Origin of the sequence: Hydrogenophaga sp. (genome assembly GCF_030373225.1) — a bacterium.
Lineage (GTDB): Bacteria > Pseudomonadota > Gammaproteobacteria > Burkholderiales > Burkholderiaceae_C > Hydrogenophaga.
Genome location: NZ_JAUCZG010000024.1, coordinates 12,098 through 31,554, shown reverse-complemented (window position 1 = coordinate 31,554; position 19,457 = coordinate 12,098). Strand labels below are relative to the sequence as shown.

Annotated in this window: 17 protein-coding genes; 1 reads left to right on the top strand and 16 read right to left on the bottom strand. The window is 65.0% G+C overall.

Annotated features, from left to right (window positions below; translation table 11 throughout):
• Nucleotides 1–130: 130 nt before the first annotated feature.
• Nucleotides 131–1,093 (bottom strand): IS5 family transposase, encoded by a 963-nt coding sequence (locus tag QUV35_RS13615; RefSeq protein WP_300874952.1) that lies wholly within the window; start codon nt 1,091–1,093, stop codon nt 131–133.
• A 57-nt stretch (nt 1,094–1,150) separates the two neighbouring features.
• On the opposite strand from QUV35_RS13615, the gene QUV35_RS13610 reads away from it, so the two are divergent.
• The gene (locus tag QUV35_RS13610) at nt 1,151–1,915 is read left to right on the top strand and encodes an NAD-binding protein (protein WP_300874949.1); all 765 of its coding nucleotides are present in this window, start codon (nt 1,151–1,153) and stop codon (nt 1,913–1,915) included.
• Between the two features lie 34 nt (nt 1,916–1,949).
• Here QUV35_RS13610 and QUV35_RS13605 read toward each other — a convergent pair whose 3' ends face one another.
• From QUV35_RS13605 to QUV35_RS13535, 15 genes are all read right to left on the bottom strand, one after another.
• Entirely contained in the window at nt 1,950–2,855 is a 906-nt protein-coding gene (locus QUV35_RS13605) for an SDR family oxidoreductase (RefSeq protein ID WP_300874944.1), read from the bottom strand.
• 26 nt (nt 2,856–2,881) lie between these two features.
• On the bottom strand, nt 2,882–3,355 hold the full coding sequence (locus QUV35_RS13600; protein ID WP_300874941.1) for a GNAT family N-acetyltransferase: 474 nt from the start codon (nt 3,353–3,355) through the stop codon (nt 2,882–2,884).
• Entirely contained in the window at nt 3,352–4,287 is a 936-nt protein-coding gene (locus QUV35_RS13595) for a glutathione S-transferase family protein (RefSeq protein ID WP_300874938.1), read from the bottom strand. Before QUV35_RS13595 ends, QUV35_RS13600 begins: the two co-directional genes overlap by 4 nt.
• 123 nt (nt 4,288–4,410) lie before the next feature.
• On the bottom strand, nt 4,411–6,165 hold the full coding sequence (locus tag QUV35_RS13590) for an acyl-CoA dehydrogenase family protein (protein WP_300874935.1): 1,755 nt from the start codon (nt 6,163–6,165) through the stop codon (nt 4,411–4,413).
• 111 nt (nt 6,166–6,276) lie between these two features.
• Complete coding sequence (locus tag QUV35_RS13585) at nt 6,277–7,293, bottom strand: NADP-dependent oxidoreductase (protein ID WP_300874932.1); 1,017 nt, start codon at nt 7,291–7,293, stop codon at nt 6,277–6,279.
• Between the two features lie 18 nt (nt 7,294–7,311).
• Nucleotides 7,312–7,740 carry a PaaI family thioesterase gene (locus tag QUV35_RS13580; protein WP_300874930.1) on the bottom strand — a complete coding sequence of 143 codons (429 nt, stop codon included), beginning with the start codon at nt 7,738–7,740 and terminating at the stop codon, nt 7,312–7,314.
• 138 nt (nt 7,741–7,878) lie between these two features.
• Nucleotides 7,879–8,670: an SDR family oxidoreductase gene (locus QUV35_RS13575; protein WP_300874927.1), complete on the bottom strand. Its 792-nt coding sequence runs from the start codon at nt 8,668–8,670 to the stop codon at nt 7,879–7,881.
• Between the two features lie 25 nt (nt 8,671–8,695).
• A complete protein-coding gene (locus QUV35_RS13570; protein WP_300874924.1) occupies nt 8,696–10,519 on the bottom strand; it encodes an acyl-CoA dehydrogenase in 1,824 nt (607 codons plus the stop codon).
• Nucleotides 10,520–10,677: 158 nt separating this feature from the next.
• Complete coding sequence (locus QUV35_RS13565; protein ID WP_300874922.1) at nt 10,678–11,853, bottom strand: acetyl-CoA C-acyltransferase; 1,176 nt, start codon at nt 11,851–11,853, stop codon at nt 10,678–10,680.
• A gap of 34 nt (nt 11,854–11,887) precedes the next feature.
• The gene (locus QUV35_RS13560) at nt 11,888–13,999 is read right to left on the bottom strand and encodes a 3-hydroxyacyl-CoA dehydrogenase NAD-binding domain-containing protein (protein ID WP_300874920.1); all 2,112 of its coding nucleotides are present in this window, start codon (nt 13,997–13,999) and stop codon (nt 11,888–11,890) included.
• A gap of 267 nt (nt 14,000–14,266) precedes the next feature.
• Nucleotides 14,267–14,962: an ABC transporter ATP-binding protein gene (locus QUV35_RS13555; protein ID WP_300874917.1), complete on the bottom strand. Its 696-nt coding sequence runs from the start codon at nt 14,960–14,962 to the stop codon at nt 14,267–14,269.
• An 11-nt stretch (nt 14,963–14,973) separates the two neighbouring features.
• Nucleotides 14,974–15,756, bottom strand: coding sequence for an ABC transporter ATP-binding protein (locus QUV35_RS13550; RefSeq protein ID WP_300875041.1), 783 nt, complete (start codon nt 15,754–15,756; stop codon nt 14,974–14,976).
• Between the two features lie 26 nt (nt 15,757–15,782).
• Complete coding sequence (locus tag QUV35_RS13545; protein ID WP_300874914.1) at nt 15,783–17,090, bottom strand: branched-chain amino acid ABC transporter permease; 1,308 nt, start codon at nt 17,088–17,090, stop codon at nt 15,783–15,785.
• Nucleotides 17,091–17,093: 3 nt separating this feature from the next.
• Nucleotides 17,094–18,047 carry a branched-chain amino acid ABC transporter permease gene (locus tag QUV35_RS13540; RefSeq protein ID WP_300875038.1) on the bottom strand — a complete coding sequence of 318 codons (954 nt, stop codon included), beginning with the start codon at nt 18,045–18,047 and terminating at the stop codon, nt 17,094–17,096.
• 134 nt (nt 18,048–18,181) lie between these two features.
• On the bottom strand, nt 18,182–19,414 hold the full coding sequence (locus QUV35_RS13535; protein WP_300874911.1) for a branched-chain amino acid ABC transporter substrate-binding protein: 1,233 nt from the start codon (nt 19,412–19,414) through the stop codon (nt 18,182–18,184).
• Nucleotides 19,415–19,457 lie beyond the last annotated feature (43 nt).

The window sequence follows — 19,457 nt, the reverse complement described above, 5'->3', positions numbered from 1 at the left end:
CTGAACAAGTAGCCGAATTGAGTGGCCCGCTGCGCAAGGGGTCCGCTGGCGCGGGTAAGTGGCGTGATTTGACCGCGTTCCTGGGCCATACAGCCCTCGCGCGCACGCTTCTGGCGTGCAACAGGCGCACTCATGCCGCGAAACGCTTTCGCGCCAGGTAGATGTTGGCCAGACCCAGCACCACGAACGAGCGTGTGGCGTTCTTGGCAAGGCCTCGGTAGCGCACTTTGGCAAAGCCCCAGAGCCGTTTGACCACGGCGAAGACGTGTTCGACCCGGGCGCGGATCTTGGACTTGTTGTGATTCCTCGAGCGCGCGGCCTCGTCGATCTCGCCACCCCTGCGCACGCGCTGGTTCGTGAAGTCCTTGGCCCGTGGCGCCTTCGATTCGATCAACGCCCTCTGACTGGCGTAGGCGCTGTCGCCGTACACACGCTGTTCGTTACCGTGCAGAAGCTCGGGCAGCGGGTGTTTGTCATGCACGTTGGCCGCCGTCACCACAGCGCTGTGCGCCAGTCCGGTGCGGCTGTCCACGCCGATGTGCATCTTCATGCCGAAGTACCACTGCTGACCTTTGCGGGTCTGGTGCATCTCGGGGTCGCGCTGCTTGTCGGCGTTCTTGGTCGAGCTGGGTGCGCCGATGATGGTGGCGTCCACGATGGTGCCGGTGCCCACCTTCATGCCCCGCGCCTGCAGTACCTCACCCACCTTGGCAAACAAGGCCTCGCCCAACTTGTGCTTCTCCAGCAGGCGGCGAAACTTCAGCAGCGTGGTCCCGTCAGGCACACGTTCACGCCCCAGATCGATGCCTACAAAGCGGCGCAGCGCCGTGCTGTCGAGCAGAGCCTCCTCGCAGGCCTCATCAGCCAGGTTGAACCAGTGCTGCACGAAGTACATCCGCAGCATGCGTTCCAACCCGATCGGTGGGCGCCCGTTACCGGCCTTGGGGTAGTGGGGCTCGATGACCGAGCACAGTTCCTGCCAAGGAACGATCTGCTCCATCGTCGCCAGGAATGCGTCCCGCTTGGTCAGCTTGCGGTACTGCTCGTAGCCATCACCTTGATCGGCTGCCATCGCCAGGGTCTGTTGCTTCATCTTCACCTTCGTGTATCAGGTGCCTCGATACATGCAAACCTCGCGCCACCTCTCGACTTGTTCAGCGTAGCCTTTGTGCTGTTCGCAGCCGCCCTCGGCGCGCGGGTGATCGACCCGGTGGTCAATGCCAACATGACCGCGATCGTGGTGCTGTCGATGGCGCTCACGCCGCTGGTGGTGCTGGTGCACCGGCGTCTGGCGACAAAGCCCGGTGTGTCGATGGAGGGCATCGAGGCGGTCAACGGCCAGGCCGCCAGCGTGCTGGTGATCGGCTTCGGCCGTTTTGGCCAGATCGCCAGCCAGGGCGTGATCGCACGCGGCGCGAGCATCACCATCATCGACAACAACGTGCAGATGATCCGTGACGCAGAAGCCTATGGATTCAAGGTGTACTACGGCGACGGCTGCCGCGCCGATGTGCTGCACGCCGCCGGCGCGCACTCGGCCGATGCGATCCTGGTCTGCCTGGACAACAAGGTGGCGGCCACCCGCATCGCCGAACTCGCGAAAACCGAATTTCCGCAAGCGCATCTGCTGGTGCGCGCCTTCGACCGGGAACACGTGCTCGAGCTGCGCCGGGCCGACGTGGGCTTTCTCGTGCGCGAGACCTTCGAGTCGGCCATGAGCATGGGGCGCCAGGCCTTGTTGGCCCTCGGCGCGGCCGACGAAGAGGCCGACGAGGTCATGGAACACCTGCGCCGGCGCGACGCCGAGCGCATGGACCTGGAAGCCGCCGGCGGCCGTTTTGCCGGGCGAGCGCTGGTGCTGGGCAACCAGGTGAAAAAGGCCGGCGCCCAGGCAGCGGCGCAAGACCCCGCCTGACGGGTCCCCACCGGCCTGGCGCGTGCTCGCCGTGTCAGGCTTTGCGCAGCGCTGCGCGCAAGCCCACACCGATCTCGGGCCGCTCATGGAACGGGTCGGCCGGGTTGGTCTGGTTCACGATGCCCTCCATGCGCGCACGCACGTTGCCCAGCGCCTTGGGGTGGCTGAAGATGTAGAAGCGGTCGGCCGAAATGGCGTCGAACACCAGCTGCGCCACCTGGGCCGCGGTGACCTTGCCCGAACTCACGGCCTTGTCGCTCATGGCCTGGCCGATCAGCTGGCTCTGCGTGGCCGTCTCGTCGGCCAGTGCCGCCGGTTTGTTGCGGTGGCTCTGGCTGATGCCGGTGGGCACGAAGTACGGGCACAGCACGCTGGCGCTGAGCTGGTCGCTCACCAGCTTCAGGTCCTGGTAGAGCGTCTCGGTGAGGCTCACCACCGCGTGCTTGCTCACGTTGTAGATGCCCATGTTCGGCGGTGTCAGCAGGCCGGCCATGCTGGCGGTGTTGACGATGTGGCCGCGCCAGGCGGGGTCGGCCCTGGCGGCCTCCAGCATCATGGGCGTGAACAGGCGCACGCCGTGCACCACGCCCCACAGGTTCACGCCCAGCACCCACTCCCAGTCCTTCACCGAGTTCTCCCAGATCAGGCCGCCCGAGCCCACGCCCGCGTTGTTGAACACGAAGTGCGGGGCGCCGAAGGTCTGCTGCACCTCGGCGGCCAGCGCCTCCATCTGATCGGTGCTGGACACATCGACCTTGCGCGACAGCACCCGCACGCCGGTGGCCCCGATCTCGGCGGTGGCGGCGTCCAGCGCGTCCTGCTGAACGTCGACCAGCACGAGGTTCATGCCGAGTCTTGCGCCGATGCGCGCGCACTCCAGGCCGAAGCCCGAGCCGGCACCGGTGAGCACGGCGGTCTTGCCTTTGAAATCCTGAATCATGGGGGTCTCCTGTGGTTGAAAGAAGCTCAGGCGGTTCGGACCATCTCGATGTGGTCGATCCCGTCCTCGAGATAGATCGGGCCCGCGGGCTGAAAGCCGTGCTGACCATAAAACGCCTGCAGATGCGCCTGGGCACCGATGCGGATGGGCTGCACGCCCCACAAGCCGTGCAGCATCTGCACCGACTGGCGGATCAGTGCATGGCCGATGCCGCTGCCGCGCGTGGCCGGGCTCGTCACGACCCGCCCGATGCTGGCTTCGGCGTACTTCAGGCCCGCGGGCGCCAGCCTGGCATAAGCCATCAGCTCGATGCCTTCGGCCTGGTGAATCTCGGCGAGCACATGCAGGCACCAGGCGTCTGCACCGTCCATGTCCTGAAACACGCAGTTCTGCTCCACCACGAACACCTGGCTGCGCAATTGGAGCAGGCGGTAGAGCGTGCGTGCGGACAGGGCATCGAACGGCAGGCAGCGCCAATGGGGAGGCCCCTCGGGTCTCAAGTGCGCACTTCCCGCAGCACGAACCCGATGCGCGGAAAGTGCACGTGCACCAGGCCGGCGCGCTCGTCGGTGCGCTCCAGCGTGTAGCGGGTGCGCGTGGCCGCGCGCAGGATGCCTTCGGTGGGTTCCTGGCCGAAGGTCTCGGCGCCGATGGTGACGCGGCTGCCCAGCGGTATGCCGTGGTCGTCCTGGAACGTGTCGTCGGTGAGCGGTGCGGGCCGGGCCGCCGCAGCGATGGCAATCGCCTCGGTGGAGGTGAGCTTGCTCATCTGCCCATGCCCGATCGCGGCCATGCGGTCCATCCAAGCCACGACATGTGGCGTGGCATCGAGGATGCCGGCCATGGCCGGATTGACCACGCGACTGAACCACAGCGGGTGGTAGGCCGCGAAGTCGGCCACGCAGGGCGCCTCGCCGAGCAGAAAGGCTTGTGCCTCGACCATGGTCGAGAGGCGGCGCAGGTAGCTCTTGTAAGCAGCGGTGGCGTCGCCCGGGCGCAGGCTGGTCATGCCGCTGCGCATGGCGCCCCGGTCGGCGGCAAAGGCCTGCGCCGCCTCCGGTGGCTGGCCGGCGAACAGGGCGGCCGCTCCCTTGGGGCTGAGGTTGTGGCCCATCGCGGCCCAGAACAGCGTGCTGTCGGCCCACTGCGCGAGCACGCGCGCCGTGCCCTTGAGGTGCTCGGGGTAGAGCGTGGGCTCGGGCTGGCGGTGTTCGAGCACGTCGCAGATGAGCGCGGTGTCGCAGTAGATGTCGGCGCCGATCTGCAGGAAAGGCGTTCGGCGGTAGCCGCCGGTGAGCGCCAGCACATCGGGCTTGGGCATGATGCGCGGAATGTTCACGCTCTTCCAGGCCAGCTTCTTGTGGCCCAGGATCAGGCGCACTTTCTCCGAGAACGGGGAGGTGGGGTAGTGGTGCAGGATCAGGTCGGACATGGTGTCTCTCAAAGTATCGGTTCGGGCTGAGCTTGTCGAAGCCTCATGCCGACGGGTGTGTGAAGGCTTCGACAGGCTCAGCCCGAACGGAAGTGGGCTCGGCTCGAACAGACGTGGACGGGTTCATGTGGGCATCGCTCGCGCAATGATGGCGTCGAAGTCGACACCGGCGCCCAGCGAACCGAAGCTGTGGCCCCACTCGCCGCCGAGGCGGGAATCGCAGAAGGCGCTGAACACCGCGGTGGGTGCGGTCTGCGCCAGCAGCGCGGCCTGCACGACCAGCGCCACGTCCTGCGCGAGCCGGCGGGCTTCCATTTCAGTGGCCATCTCTTCCACGCGAATCGGCAGTTGTGCAGCCAGGCGGTCCAGCGCGGGGTGCATGCCTTTGGCGGGTGCCAGCTCATGGGCCAGCGCAGCTGCGGCGTCGGCCTGTTTCATCGCCGGGCCGCCGGGGGCTCTTTTCAAGGCGCGCAGCAGGTCGATGGCCATGATGTTGCCCGCGCCTTCCCAGATGCTGTTGAGGGGCATCTCGCGGTAGATGCGCGCCATCACCCCTTCGCCGCCCTCCTCCACATACCCGTTGCCGCCCAGGCACTCCATGGCTTCCTGCGCGAAATGGCTGCCGCGTTTGCAGATCCAGAACTTGGCCACGGGGGTGAGCAGGCGGTTCATCACCTGCTCGTGGGCATCGTCGGTGCGGTCGAAACTGCTGGCCAGGCGCAGCGCCAGCGCGGTCGCGGCTTCCGATTCGAGCGCGAGATCGGCCAGCACGTTTTTCATCAGCGGCTGGTCGATGAGTGTTTTGCCGAAGGCCTTGCGTTGTGACGTGTGGTTGAGAGCGATGCTCAGCGCCTGGCGCATCAGGCCGCTGGTGCCCAGCGCGCAATCGAGCCGCGTCAGGGTGCCCATGGCCAGGATCTGCGGAACGCCCCGGCCCTCCTCGCCCACCAGCCAGGCGCTGGCCCCCACGAACTCCACCTCGGAACTCGCGTTGGCCTTGTTGCCGAGCTTGTCCTTCAAGCGCTGGATGAACAGCTGGTTCATCGAACCATCGGGCAGCACGCGCGGCAAAAACAGGCAACTCAGGCCGCTGGTGGTCTGCGCGAGGATCAGGAAGGCGTCGCACATGGGAGCGGAGAAAAACCACTTGTGGCCGGTGACGCTGAAGCGCTGGCCCCACGCGTCGGACCCGGCGGGTTCTGCGCGCGTGGTGTTGGCACGCACGTCGGAGCCACCCTGCTTTTCCGTCATGCCCATGCCCATGGTCAGGCCGGCCTTGTCGTGCCAGGGCTTGAGCGCGGGGTCGTAGGCGCGGCTGGTGAGGCCCGCTTCCCAGTCGCGGTGGATCGCAGGGTTGTCCTTGAGCGCGGGGGCCACCGCGTAGCTCATGGAGATCGGGCACAGGATGGAGGGCTCGAGCTCGGTGAAGAGCATGAAGCCGGCGGCGCGCTGGAGGTGGGCCCCCACGCTTCCCGCTTCGCGTGGTTCGCTGCCCCCCAGGGGGGCTGTCGCGCCTTGGGGCGGCCCGGCGTCGCGACGTGGGTGTCCATTCGCAGACCCCTCGCCCCAGGCCGCACCATGCAGCCCCGCCGCAACAGCTTGCGTCATCAACGCGTGGTAACTCGGGTGAAACTCCACCTGGTCCACGCGCTGGCCAAAGCGGTTGTGCGTCTTGAGCTGCGGCGTGTGCACATTGGCCAGCCGCGCATGCAGCTGCATCTCTGCGCTGCCCACCACCGCACCCAGCGCGTGCAGCGGTGCCGTGTCCAGCGCGGGCGCGTGGAACGCCAGCGCTGCCTGCATGGCACGGTTGGCAGCAAACAGGTTCAGGTTCACCAGCGGCGCAGGCTGATTGAACACTTCATGGGTCGCGTTCATCACAACACCTCCAACGAGAGCAGTGCCTTCAGACCAGGCCACCGCGGAACCGGCTCAGCCGGGCCGCCAGTGGCGCCCCCCGGGGGGTGACGCCGCAGGCGGCGCGGGGGGTCACACCAGCTTGACGAGCTGCTTGCCGAAGTTCTTGCCCTTGAGCAAACCCATGAAAGCCTCGGGCGCGGCCGCCAGGCCTTCTGCCACGGTCTCGCGGGGACGCAGCTTGCCTGTGGCCACCAGGGTGCCGAGTTCGGTCAGGGCTTCGGGCCAGACTTCCATGTGTTCGCTCACGATGAAGCCTTCGATCTTCAGGCGGTTCACCAGGATCAGCGCCGGGTTGGCCAGGGGCAGCGGCGCACCGTCGTAGCCGGCGATCATGCCGCACACCGCGATGCGGCCGAAGGCGTTCATGCGCAGCAGCACCGCGTCGAGCACCATGCCGCCCACGTTTTCAAAGTAGCCGTCGATGCCCTTGGGGCACACGTCTTTCAGCGCCTTGGCGAGCGACCAGGCGTCCTTGTGCAGCTTGTAGTCGATGCAGGCGTCGAAGCCGAGCTCCTCCACCGCGTACTTGCACTTGTCGGGGCCGCCGGCAATGCCCACCGCGCGGCAGCCGCGGGCCTTGGCCAGTGCACCGAAGGCACTGCCCACCGCGCCGGTGGCGGCACTCACCACCACCGTGTCGCCGGCCTTGGGGTTGATGATCTTCACCAGGCCGTACCAGGCGGTCACGCCGGGCATGCCGACCGCACCCAGGTAGTAGGACAGGGGCACATGGGTGGTGTCGACCTTGCGCAAGGCGCCGACCTGGTTGGCGTCGACCACGCTGTACTCCTGCCAGCCGCCCATGCCCACGACCTGGTCACCGGCCTTGAACTTGGGGTGCATGGACTCGACCACTTCACCCACGGTGCCGCCGATCATGACCTCGCCCAGGGCCTGCGAGGCCGCGTAGCTCTTGCTGTCGTTCATGCGGCCGCGCATGTACGGGTCCAGGCTCAGGAAGTGGTGGCGCACCAGCACCTGGCCGTCCTTGAGGGCGGGGGTGTCGGTGGTGACGAGCTTGAAGTTGTCGACGGTGGCTTCGCCTTGCGGGCGGTTGTCGAGCACGATCTGGTGGTTGGTGGGCATGTGTGTCTCCTGTGAAAATCAATCAGTGGAAATGCGGTTGAAAGCCTGAGTGCGGCCAGGACCGACGGGCAACCGGGCAACGAACTTGAAGGTGCCGGTGGCATGCGCGCAAAGCTTGCCCGCCGTATCAAAAATGCTGCCTTCGGTGAACGCCATGGTGGCGGTGCGGTGCAGCAGCCGGCCCTTGGCCAGCAGCGGGCCCTTGGCCGCACGCATGAAGCTGGTCTTCATTTCGATGGTGACGCAGCCCATGTCGGCTTCCACCGATCGCGCGGCGTGCGCCATCACCACGTCGAGCAGCGTCATGCTGGCGCCGCCGTGCACCACGTCGAACGAATTCAGGTGATCGTCCGATGGCTTGAAGGTGATCTCCGCCTCGCCGCCTTCGAACGTCTGGAGTTCGAAGCCGAGCAGTTCGACGAAGGGGATGCGGACGCTGAATTTCATGGCCTTGAAGTGGGATCCGTTCGCCCTGAGCCTGTCGAAGGGTTCTTGCAATGTGTGTGCGGGGGCTTCGACAGGCTCAGCCCGAACGGTGTTGGGCTCAGCCCGAACGGTGTTGTGCCCAACACGAAAAAGGTGTGTTCAACCACCTGTGATCACCGAGACGCCGCCATCGACCGCCAGCCACTGGCCGGTGATGTGCTTGCCGGCGTCCGACGCGTACAGCACGGTCAGGCCCTTCAGATCCTCGTCGTCGCCCAGGCGGCGCAGCGGGGCGTGCGCGGCCAGCTTTTCTTCACCCATGGCCTTGAGCGTGCCCGCCGTCATCTTGCTCGGGAAGAATCCCGGGCAGATCGCATTGACCGTGATGCCGTACTTGCCCCACTCGGCCGCCAGCGCGCGGGTGAAGTTGATCACCGCGCCCTTGGAGGTGTTGTAGGCGATGGTGTTCATGCCCGAGGGGTTGCCACCCAGCCCGGCGATGGATGCGGTGTTGATGATGCGGCCGCTCTTGCGGGCGATCATGCTGCGCCTGGCCACGATCTGGCTCAGGATGAAGTAACTGCGCACGTTGAGGTTCATCACCTTGTCCCAGGCTTCCACCGGGTGGTCCTCGGCCGGCGCGCCCCAGGCGGCGCCCGCGTTGTTGACCAGGATGTCGATCTGGCCCAGGCGCTGCAGGCTCTCGTCGGCCAGGCGCTGGATGTCGTCTTCCTTCGAGCAGTCGGCCGCGAGCCAGCTCGCGTCGATGCCGGCGGCCTTCAGCTCTGCCGTGGCGGCTTCCAGGTCTTCGGCCTTGCGCGAGCTCACCAGCACGCGGGCGCCGGCTTCACCCAGGGCATGGGCCATCTGCAGGCCCAGGCCGCGCGAGCCGCCGGTGATCAGGGCAGTCTTGCCCTTGAGGTCAAAAAGTTGGGGAATGGTGCGGGTCATGTTCAGGTCTCCTGTTGTTGTGTGATCAAAACGCTTCTTCGGGCAAGTCGGCACAGGTCTGGTCGCGGCTGCTCACCACCTGCAGCCAGGCACCGGTCTTGGGCAACTCGTAGTGGAAGAAGAAACGCATCGCGGCCAGGCGCCCGGTGCGCGCATTCGATGCGGGCGCGGCGTGCGCGGCCAGCGCCACATCGAGCCACACCCAGGCCAGCACCGTGTGGCCGAAGGCCTGCAGGTAGGGCACGGCGTTGGCGAGTGCATCCGTGGGCTCGCCGGTGGACCAGGCTGCCCGGGTGGCCGTACCCACTTGCGCAAGGGCCTCGCCCAGTGCCTTGGCATGCGCGGTGAACTCGGGCACCTGCATGGCCTGCTTTGTCGTGTCGGTGATGCGCCCGGCCAGCAGACTCAGGCCCTTGCCACCTTCCATGAGCACCTTGCGGCCCAGCAGGTCCATGGCCTGGATGCCGTGCGTGCCCTCGTGGATCATGTTCAGGCGGTTGTCGCGCCAGTACTGCTCCACCGGAAAGTCGCGCGTGTAGCCGTAGCCGCCGTGGACCTGGATCGCGAGCGAGTTCGCTTCCAGGCACCACTCGCTGGGCCAGCTTTTCGCAATCGGCGTGAGCACCTCGAGCAGCAGGCGTGCGTCGTCGGCCAACGCGGCTTCGGCCGTGTGCTGTTCGTCCACCAGCCGCGCGCAATAGAGTTCGAGCGCCAGGGCGCCTTCGCAATACGACTTTTGCGCGAGCAGCATGCGCTTCACATCGGCGTGTTCAATGATGCGCACGGGTGGCTGCGCCGGGTCTTTGCCCGCGGGACCCATCGGGCGCCCCTGCGGGCGGTTCCTTGCGTAGTCCAGGCTCGCAGAATAGCCCGCCATGCCCAGCATGGTCGCGGCCATGCCCACGCCGATGCGGGCCTCGTTCATCATGTGGAACATGCAATGCAGGCCTTTGCCCGCCTGTCCCACGAGGTAACCCACGGCACCCGTTTCACCACCGACGGGGTACTTGCCCTCGCCGAAATTGAGCAGTGTGTTGGTGGTGCCACGCCAGCCGCACTTGTGGTTGAGGCCGGCCAGCGCCACGTCGTTGCGTTCGCCGGTCAGCTCACCGGCGGGGTTCACCATCTTCTTGGGCACGATGAACAGCGAGATGCCGCGCGTGCCGGGCACCAGCTTGCCGTTTTCGTCGGGAATCTTGGCCAGCACCAGGTGGATGATGTTCTCGGTCAGCTCGTGCTCGCCCGCCGATATCCACATCTTGTTGCCCTTGAGGCGGTAACGCGGGCCCAGCGGGTCGTCGGCGAAGTCGGCCCCATCGGGCACCGCGCGGGTGGACACGTCGCTGAGCGACGAGCCGGCCTGCGGCTCGGACAGGCACATGGTTCCGGAGAAGCGGCCGCTGAATTCGTTGAGCGCAAACACCTGCTTCTGCATCTCGGTGCCGTGCACCATGAGCAGGTTGGCGTTGCCGGTGGTGAGCATGCCGCTGCCGATGCTCACCGAGGCCATGGCAAAGAAGGCATTGGCCGCCGCCTCCACCGTGTAGGGCAGCTGCATGCCGCCGATCTCGTAGTCTTGCGCGGCGCTCAGCATGCCCGAGCCGGCGTAGGCCTTCTGGGCATCGTGCGTGGCCTGCGGCAGGATCACGCGCTCGCCGTCGAAATGCGGCTCCTGCGTGTCCACCAACCGGTTGAAGGGTGCGTACTTCTCGCGCGCGATGCGCTCGCAGGTGTCGAGCACCGCATCGAAGGTTTCGCGGCTGTGGTCCGCAAAACGCTCACGCTGCTGCAGCGTTTCAACGTGCAGCCAGTCGTGCAGCAAAAAGTCGACGGTGGGGCGAAGGCTCATAAGAGTTGATCCATCTCGCAAACAGCAAAAAGCAACTGAAGACCCGCGCTCATCCGAAGCGCGTGCCCCAACCCAGGATGCCGTGGAACCGGCTCCGCCGGGCCACAGGCATCGCCCCCCTCCGGGGGGTGACGCCGAAGGCGGCGCGGGGGGCGGTGTTACAACACTTCGAACACACCAGCGGCACCCATGCCGCCGCCGATGCACATGGTGACCACGACACGCTTGGCGCCGCGGCGCTTGCCTTCGATGAGTGCGTGGCCGGTCAGGCGCTGGCCCGACACACCGTAGGGGTGACCCACGGCAATGGCACCACCGTTGACGTTGAGCCTGTCGCCGGGAATGCCGAGCTTGTCGCGGCAGTAGATGACCTGCACCGCAAAGGCTTCGTTGAGTTCCCACAGGTCGATGTCGCTGACCTTCAGGCCCAGGCGCGCGAGCACCTTGGGGATGGCGAACACCGGGCCGATGCCCATCTCGTCGGGCTCGCAGCCGGCCACGGCAAAGCCGAGGAAACGGCCGAGCGGGGTCAGGCCGCGCTTCTCGGCCAGGGTTTCGTTCATCAGCACGCAGGCACCACCGCCGTCGCTGAACTGGCTGGCGTTGCCGGCCGAGACCAGGCCGCCCGGCAGCGCCGAGCGCAGACCGTGGATGCCTTCGAAGGTGGTGCCGGCACGAATGCCTTCGTCGTTCTCCACCGTCACCTGTTTCGTCGTCAATCCCATGACCTTGTCGACCACACCGGCGGTCACGGTGATGGGGGCGATCTCGGCCTTGAACAGCCCGGCTTCCAGCGCGGCCGTGGCACGCTGCTGGCTGGCGGCGCCGTACTCGTCCATGGCGTCGCGGCCGATGCCGTAGCGCTTGGCCACCTGCTCGGCGGTCTGCAGCATGTTCCAGTAGATCTCGGGCTTGTTCTTCACCAGCCAGGGGTCGGCCAGCATGTGGGTGTTCATTTCCTGCTGCACGCAGGAGATGCTCTCCACGCCACCGGCCACATAGACGTCACCTTCGCCGGCAATGATGCGTTGGGCCGCCATGGCAATGGTCTGCAGGCCGGACGAGCAGAAGCGGTTGACCGTCATGCCCGAGGTGGTGATGGGCAGTCCGGCGCGCAGCGCGATCTGGCGCGCGATGTTGGCGCCGGTGGCGCCCTCGGGGTTGGCGCAACCCATGATGACGTCGTCCACCTCGGCGGCCTCGATGCCGGCGCGGGCAACCGCGTGCTGCACGGCGTGACCACCCAGGGTGGCTCCGTGGGTCATGTTGAAAGCGCCCTTCCAGCTCTTGGCCAGGGGTGTGCGGGCGGTGGAAACGATGACGGCGTTGGTCATGAAATGTTCTCCTGTTCGGTCTTGTGCTGTGGGATCAGTTGAAGGTTTTGCCTTCAGCGACCAACCTGGCCAGCAGCGGTGCCGGCTCCCAGAATTTGGCGTCGTCCAGCGGGTTCTTCGCAAAGCGCTTCATGCTCTGCACCACGTTGAACAGGCCCACCGTGTCGGCGTAGATCATCGGGCCGCCGCGGTGCGCGGGGAAGCCGTAGCCGAAGATGTAGACCACGTCGATGTCGCTGGCCTTGTTGGCAATGCCCTCTTCCAGGATGTGCGCGGCCTCGTTCACCAGCGAATACACCAGGCGCTGCACGATCTCCTCGTCGGAAATCTTGCGCGGCGTGATGCCCAACGACTTGCGGTGGTCCTCGATCATCTTCACCACCTCGGCGTTCGGGATCGCGTCGCGCTTGCCCGGCACGTAGTCGTACCAGCCGGCGCCGGTCTTCTGGCCGTAGCGGCCCTTCTCGCACAGCAGGTCCGCCGTCTTGCTGTACTTCATGTCCGGCTTTTCCTGGTAGCGCCGCTTGCGGATCGCCCAGCCGATGTCGTTGCCGGCGAGGTCGCCCATGCGGAACGGGCCCATGGCCATGCCGAACTTCTCCATCGCCTTGTCCACCTGCTCGGGCGTGCAGCCTTCGTCGAGCAGGAAGCCGCCCTGGCGGCCGTACTGCTCGATCATGCGGTTGCCGATGAAGCCGTCGCACACGCCGGAGACCACGGCGGTCTTCTTGATCTTCTTGGCCACGGTCATCACGGTGGCCATCACGTCCTTGGCGGTCTTCTCGCCGCGCACCACTTCAAGCAGCTTCATCACGTTGGCCGGGCTGAAGAAGTGCAGGCCCACCACGTCCTGCGGGCGCTTGGTGAACGATGCAATCTGGTTGACGTCGAGCGTGGAGGTGTTGGAGGCCAGGATCGCGCCGGGCTTCATCACGCGGTCGAGTTCCTTGAACACCGCCTCCTTGACGCCGATCTCCTCGAACACGGCCTCGATCACGAGGTCGGCGGCGCTCAGGTCGTCGTAGCTCAGCGTGGTGGTGAGCATCGCCATGCGCTGCTCGTATTTGTCCTGCTTGAGCTTGCCCTTTTTCACCTGGGCTTCGTAGTTCTTGCGGATGGTCGCCAGGCCGCGGTCCAGCGCTTCCTGCTTCATCTCGAGCATCTTCACCGGAATGCCGGCGTTGAGGAAGTTCATGGCGATGCCGCCACCCATGGTGCCGGCACCGATGACGGCCACCGAGGCAATCTCGCGTTTCGGCGTGTCTTCCGGCACATCGGGTATCTTGCTGGCCGCGCGCTCGGCGGTGAACAGGTGGCGCAGTGCGCGGCACTCAGGCGTCCACATCAGGTTGATGAAGAGGTCGCGCTCGAACACCATGCCGTCGTCGAACTTCTTCTTGGTGGCGGCTTCCACCGCGTCCACGCACTTGGCGGGGGCCGGGAAGTTCTTCGACATGCCCTTGACCATGTTGCGCGCGAACTGGAAGTAGGCGTCACCCAGCGGGTGTTTGCACGGCAGGTTGCGCACCTTGGGCAGTGGGCTGCCATCGGCGTGCTTCGCAGCCACCTCGCGCGCCAGCGCCAGCGCTTCGTCGGCCAGGCTCTCGGCCGAGGCGGACATCTTGTCGAACAGTTTCTGGCCCGGCAGCATGGCGAGCATCTCGCTCTTGACCGGCTCGCCGCTCACGATCATGTTGAGCGCCGGCTCCACGCCCAGGGCACGCGGCAGGCGCTGCGTGCCACCGGCACCAGGAATCAGGCCCAGCTTCACCTCGGGCAGCGCGACGCTGGTGCCGGGTGCGGCGATGCGGTAGTGGCAGCCCAGCGCCAGCTCCAGGCCACCACCCATGGCAACGCTGTGCATGGCGGCCACCACCGGCTTGGACGCGTTTTCCACCGCCAGGATCACCGACAGCAGGTTGGGTTCGGCCAGCGCCTTGGGTGAGCCGAATTCGCGGATGTCGGCACCGCCCGAAAACGCCTTGCCGGCGCCCGTGAGCACGATGGCCTTCACCGCCGGATCGGCCTCGGCCTTCTCCAGCCCGGCCGCAATGCCCTGGCGCGTGGAGAGCCCCAGACCGTTGACCGGCGGGTTGTTCATGGTGATGACGGCGACATCGCCGTGGACCTGGTACTCAGCGGTCATGGAATCTCCTTCGTTGTTGGCAGAAAACGGGTGCCCGGGGGGCATTGACTGTGACGTTCTTCATGAAAAAGAACGATCGTTCGATTCTAGGAATCTGCTGCGTTGCCGCAAGGGCTTGTTGTCGCCAGTGAGTCAGCCGACCAGGAGGACTCGCCATCGAGCGGGCATTCGCCAGAGATGCTGTGGAACCGCCCTTCGACAAACTCAGGACGGGCCACTGGCATCGCCGCCCAACGGGGGGTGACGCCGAAGGCGGCGCGGGGGGCCTCACACCTCCAGCCACTCCTTGCGAACCCGGGAATCGGCACGAAGGGTTTCCGGCGTTCCCTCGAACACGATGCTGCCATGACCCATCACCAGTACCCGGTCGGAGATGCTCAGGGCAATGGTGAGTTTCTGCTCGATCAGCAACACCGAAACGCCACGGGCCTTCAGCGTTTGCAGGTACTGCCCCACCAGCTCCACGATCTTGGGCGCCAGGCCTTCGGTGGGCTCGTCGATGATGATGAGGTCGGGGTCGCCCATCAGGGTGCGGCACAGGGTCAGCATCTGCTGTTCGCCACCCGAGAGCACACCGGCCTCGTTGTGCTGGCGCTCCTTGAGCCGAGGAAACATGGTGTACATGTCTTCAAAGCTCCAGCGCGACCCCTTGCCGCTGCCCTTCTGGCCCAGCAACAGGTTCTGGTGAACGGTGAGTGTGGGGAAAATGTCGCGGTTCTCAGGCACATGCCCGATGCCCAGGTGGGCGATCTCGAACGGCTTCTTGCCCATGATGTCCTGGCCGCGCCACTCAACGCGACCTGTGCTTTCAACCAGCCCCATGATGGCCTTGGCGGTGGTGGAACGGCCCGAGCCATTGCGCCCGAGCAGCGCCACGATCTCGCCCTTGCCCACCTCCAGGTACGCGCCATGCAGGATGTGGCTCTTGCCGTAAAAGGCGTGCAGGTTCTCGATTTTCAACACGTTGCTGCTCCTCAGTGGCCCGCGGCCTGTTCTTCCGGCGAGCCCAGATAGGCTTCCTGCACCCGCGCATTGGCGCGCACCTCGTCTGGCGTGTCAAAAGCCAGCACTTCGCCGTATACCAGCACCGCGATCTTGTCGGCCAGGCCAAACACCACACCCATGTCGTGCTCCACCGTCAGCAAGGTCTTGCCCACCGTGACCTCGCGGATGAGCTCGATGAAACGGCTGGTTTCGCTGGTGCTCATGCCGGCGGTGGGCTCGTCCAGCAGGATCACGCCAGCGCCGCCCGCAATGGTGATGCCGATCTCCAGCGCGCGCTGCTCGGCGTAAGTGAGGTTCATGGCCAGCACGTCGCGCTTCTTGTCCAGCCGGATCATGTGCATCAGCTCTTCCGCCCGCTCATTGGCGTCGTCCAGATCGGACAGGAAGCGGAACAGGGTGTACTTGTAGCCCAGGCTCCAGAGCACGCTGCAGCGCAGGTTCTCGAACACCGACAGCTTGGGGAAGATGTTGGTGATCTGGAAACTGCGGGACAACCCCATGCGGTTGATCTCATAGGGCTTCTTGCCGTTGATGCGCTTGCCGCCCAGCAACACATCGCCACTGGTGGGAGAAAAGCGGCCCGAGATCAGGTTGAACAAGGTGGATTTGCCAGCGCCATTGGGCCCGATGATGGCCACCCGCTCACCTGGACGCACCGCCAAGTCCACCCCGCGGATGATCTCGGTTTTGCCGAAGCTCTTGCGCAGGTTCCTGAGTTCCAGCGCGTAGTCGCCTGCGGCCACATGGCTCATGGATTGCTCGTGGGGTGTGGTGTTGCTCACAAGGTCTCCCGCCGCTTGATTTCCTGTTCGATCTCGGTCTGGATCGCGTTCCATTTGCGCTTGAACTGGCGCCGCGCCAGCTCGAACAAGGCCAGACCGGCCAGCGCCATCAAGGCCGATCCAAACCAGCTGTTGACGCTGCGCGCGTTGAGGCCGACGCCGAAGAACGTCAGCTCGTCGCCCATGGCCGCGTTGAGCTGCAGGTGATAGACCATTTCAATCATGGCGCCTGCGCCGCCGAAGATCACGAGTGCCAGCAGGCCCAGCACCAGGTAGCTGACCCAGATCCGGCGCAGCATGCCAAACGCCGCCACCCGCACATTCATCATGATCAGACTGGCAAAGCCACCCGGTGCATACATCACCATGAAGGTGAAGATCAGGCCCAGGTAAAGCAGCCAGGCCTTGGTGAACTCAGACAGCAGCACAAACGCCAGCACCATCAGAATGCCGCCGATGATGGGGCCGAAAAAGAAGGTGGCGCCACCCAGGAAGGTGAACAGCAGGTAGGCGCCCGAGCGGTAGGCGCCCACGACTTCCGATGTGACGATTTCAAAATTGAGCGTTGCCAGTCCGCCTGAAACGCCGGCAAAGAAAGCCGCGACGATGAACGCCAGGTAGCGCACCATCTGCGTGTCGTAGCCCACAAACTCGACGCGCTCCGGGTTGTCGCGCACCGCGTTCAGCATGCGCCCCAGAGGTGTGCGGGTGAAGGCGAACATCAGCGCCGTGCAGACGAAGGTGTAGATGCCGATCAGGTAATAGAGCTGAATCTGCGGCCCAAACGTGATGCCCATCGGGCTGGAGCCGGTGACCCGGTTGCCCGAAATGCCCCCCTCGCCACCAAAAAACTCCGGAAACATCAGCGACATCGCCCACACCAGCTCGCCAATGCCCAGAGTGATCATGGCAAAGGTGGTGGACGATTTTTTGGTGGTGACCCAACCCAGCAGCACCGCAAACAGGGCCGCCGACAGCCCGCCCACGATCGGAATCAGGCTCACCGGCAACTGGAACTGCCCATCGGTCACGCGGTTCAGGGTGTGGATGGCCAGGAACGAACCCATGCCAGAGTAGACGGCGTGGCCGAAGCTCAGCATTCCGCCCTGACCGAGCAGGATGTTGTAGCTCAGGCAGACGATGATGGCGATGCCCATTTGCGAGAGCATGGTGCGCGAGAGGCTGCTGGTGAACACCTGCGGCGCTGCGATGATCACCAGCAAGAACAGCCCCCAGATCACCCAGCGCCCGACGTTGATGGGCTCGAGCTTGACGTATTGGCGTTGTGAAGTGTTTGTGTTCATGACTCAGCCCTCCCGCGTACCGAGCAGCCCGCGCGGCCGGAAGATGAGGATCAGCACCAGAAAGAGGTAAGGAAGAATGGGTGCCACCTGGCTGATCTTGAGCTTCCACAGCGGGTAGCCGAACGTTTCCGGCGTCACCGACATGCCCAGATTCGCTGCCAGGCCCATCAGCGAAGCGTCGATCGCAACGGCAAAGGTCTGAATCACGCCGATCAGGATGGACGCGAGGAAAGCGCCCGAGAGCGAGCCCATGCCACCGACCACCACCACCACGAAGATGATCGAGCCCACCGTGGCGGCCATGCCCGGTTCCGTGACAAAGGCGTTGCCACCGATCACGCCGGCCAGACCGGCCAGCGCAGCACCACCGCCAAACACCAGCATGAACACCCGCGGCACGTTGTGACCCAGGGTCTCCACGGTCTCGGGATGCGTCAACGCCGCCTGGATCACCAGACCGATTCGGGTGCGCGTGAGCAGCTGCCAGATGGCCACCAGCATGAGCAAGGACACGCCCATCATGAAACCCCGATAAATCGGGAACTGGGTCCCCCACAGGGTGAAGAGCGGACCGCTCAGCTCGTCGGGCACCCGGTAATCAACTGAACTCGTGCCCCAGACCAGCTGCACCAGCTCCAGGATGATGTAACTCAGGCCAAAGGTGATCAGCAGCTCGGGCACATGGCCAAACTTGTGCACCCGGCGCAGCGCGTATTTCTCGAACAAGGCGCCCAGCAAGCCCACCAGCAAGGGCGCCACCACCAGCGCGGGCCAGTAGCCCACCACAGCGGTGACGGTGTAGGCCAGGTAGGCGCCCAGCATGTAGAAGCTGGCGTGCGCAAAATTGAGCACGCCCATCATGCTGAAGATCAGCGTGAGACCAGAGCTGAGCATGAACAGCAACAGCCCGTAGCTCACGCCGATGAGCAGCGATACGGTGAAAAATTCCATGTGCAGAAGTGGTTGGCAGTGGGGAATGGGTCAAAAAGAAGGCCCGCTCCACACCATGCGCCACGAGGCGGTGGGGGAGCGGGCCTGCAGATCAAGCCCGCAAGCGGCCACCACAATGGTCGCTTGTGGCGGCGGGCAGATCAGGGCCGCTTCATGTTGCAGCTGGTGGGCGTGCTGGCCACGTAGGGCTCCATCTGCTTGATGGGCACAAACGTGTAGCCGGTGTTTTCCACGCTGTAGGGGTACTTGGCGGACACCTTCTGCCATTTGGTCACGAACATCGACTGCTGCAGCTGGTGGTCGGTGTTGCGCATCTTCACTTCGCCCGAAAAGCTCTTGACCTCAAGCCCTTCCAGCGCAGCCGCCACTTTCACCGGGTCCGTCGACTTGGCCTTGGCGATGGCGCCAGCCATCAGGTTGATGCCGTTGTAGGTCGCGAAGGTGTAGTAGTCGTCGTTGAACTGTTTCTTGAAATCGGCCGAGAGCTTGCCAATTTCACCGTCGTGGTTGGAGTGACCGTAGGCGATCACGTAGACCTCATCTGCCCCGGCTGCGGCCAGCGCGGTAGGCGTGCCGGTCACGCCGGCGTAGTACGTGTACATCGGGATCTTCAGGCCTGCATCGCCCAGCGCCTTGACGAACAAGGTCAGGTCGGTGCCCCAGTTGCCCGTGACGATGGTGTCAGCGCCGGACTGCTTGATCTTGGCCACGTAGGGCGCAAAGTCCTTGACCTGCGCGATGGGGTGCAAGTCCTCGCCCACGATCTGGATGTCAGGCCGCTTTCGGTTGATGCCTTCCTTGAAATACCTCGCCACCTGCTGGCCGTGCGAGTAGTTCTGGTTCAGCAGAAACACCTTCTTCACCTTTGGCTGGTCCTTCATGAAGCTGGTCAGTGCCTCCATTTTCATGGTGGTGTCGGCGTCCAGGCGGAAGTGCCAGTAGTCGCACTTTTCGTTGGTCAGCGAAGGGTCCACCGCGGCGTAGTTCAGGAACAGCACCTCTTTGCCAGGATTGCGCGAGTTGTGCTTGCTCACCGCATCGGAGATGGCAGCGGCAGCGCCCGAGCCGTTGCCCTGGGCAACGTAGCGGAAGCCCTGGTCAATCGCAGCCTTCAGCGAGTTCAGGCTTTCCTGTGGGGAGCCTTTGTTGTCGAAGCCGATCACTTCAAACTTCACTCCGGCCGGGTTGGCCTTGCCGCTCTTGCGGTCGGCGACGAACTGCCAGCTCTTGAGCTGGTTCTGCCCCACGTTGGCGAACGGCCCGGACAGCGGGTCAATGAACGCGATGCGAACCGTCTCACCGCTCTGGGCATGGGCAGCGAAGGCGCAGGCGATCAGGGAGGCGGCGGTCAGGCTCTTGATGGCAAATGACATGGGGTATGTCTCCGGTGGGTTGAAGTTGACGATGAGCTTACAA

Excerpts from the sequence above, each read along its gene's own strand:
- QUV35_RS13615 (WP_300874952.1), bottom strand. The coding sequence starts at position 1,093 with ATGAAGCAACAGACCCTGGCGATGGCAGCCGATCAAGGTGATGGCTAC.
- QUV35_RS13605 (WP_300874944.1), bottom strand. The coding sequence starts at position 2,855 with ATGATTCAGGATTTCAAAGGCAAGACCGCCGTGCTCACCGGTGCCGGC.
- QUV35_RS13595 (WP_300874938.1), bottom strand. The coding sequence starts at position 4,287 with ATGTCCGACCTGATCCTGCACCACTACCCCACCTCCCCGTTCTCGGAG.
- QUV35_RS13590 (WP_300874935.1), bottom strand. The coding sequence starts at position 6,165 with ATGAACGCGACCCATGAAGTGTTCAATCAGCCTGCGCCGCTGGTGAAC.
- QUV35_RS13585 (WP_300874932.1), bottom strand. The coding sequence starts at position 7,293 with ATGCCCACCAACCACCAGATCGTGCTCGACAACCGCCCGCAAGGCGAA.
- QUV35_RS13580 (WP_300874930.1), bottom strand. The coding sequence starts at position 7,740 with ATGAAATTCAGCGTCCGCATCCCCTTCGTCGAACTGCTCGGCTTCGAA.
- QUV35_RS13575 (WP_300874927.1), bottom strand. The coding sequence starts at position 8,670 with ATGACCCGCACCATTCCCCAACTTTTTGACCTCAAGGGCAAGACTGCC.
- QUV35_RS13570 (WP_300874924.1), bottom strand. The coding sequence starts at position 10,519 with ATGAGCCTTCGCCCCACCGTCGACTTTTTGCTGCACGACTGGCTGCAC.
- QUV35_RS13565 (WP_300874922.1), bottom strand. The coding sequence starts at position 11,853 with ATGACCAACGCCGTCATCGTTTCCACCGCCCGCACACCCCTGGCCAAG.
- QUV35_RS13560 (WP_300874920.1), bottom strand. The coding sequence starts at position 13,999 with ATGACCGCTGAGTACCAGGTCCACGGCGATGTCGCCGTCATCACCATG.
- QUV35_RS13550 (WP_300875041.1), bottom strand. The coding sequence starts at position 15,756 with ATGAGCCATGTGGCCGCAGGCGACTACGCGCTGGAACTCAGGAACCTG.
- QUV35_RS13545 (WP_300874914.1), bottom strand. The coding sequence starts at position 17,090 with ATGAACACAAACACTTCACAACGCCAATACGTCAAGCTCGAGCCCATC.
- QUV35_RS13535 (WP_300874911.1), bottom strand. The coding sequence starts at position 19,414 with ATGTCATTTGCCATCAAGAGCCTGACCGCCGCCTCCCTGATCGCCTGC.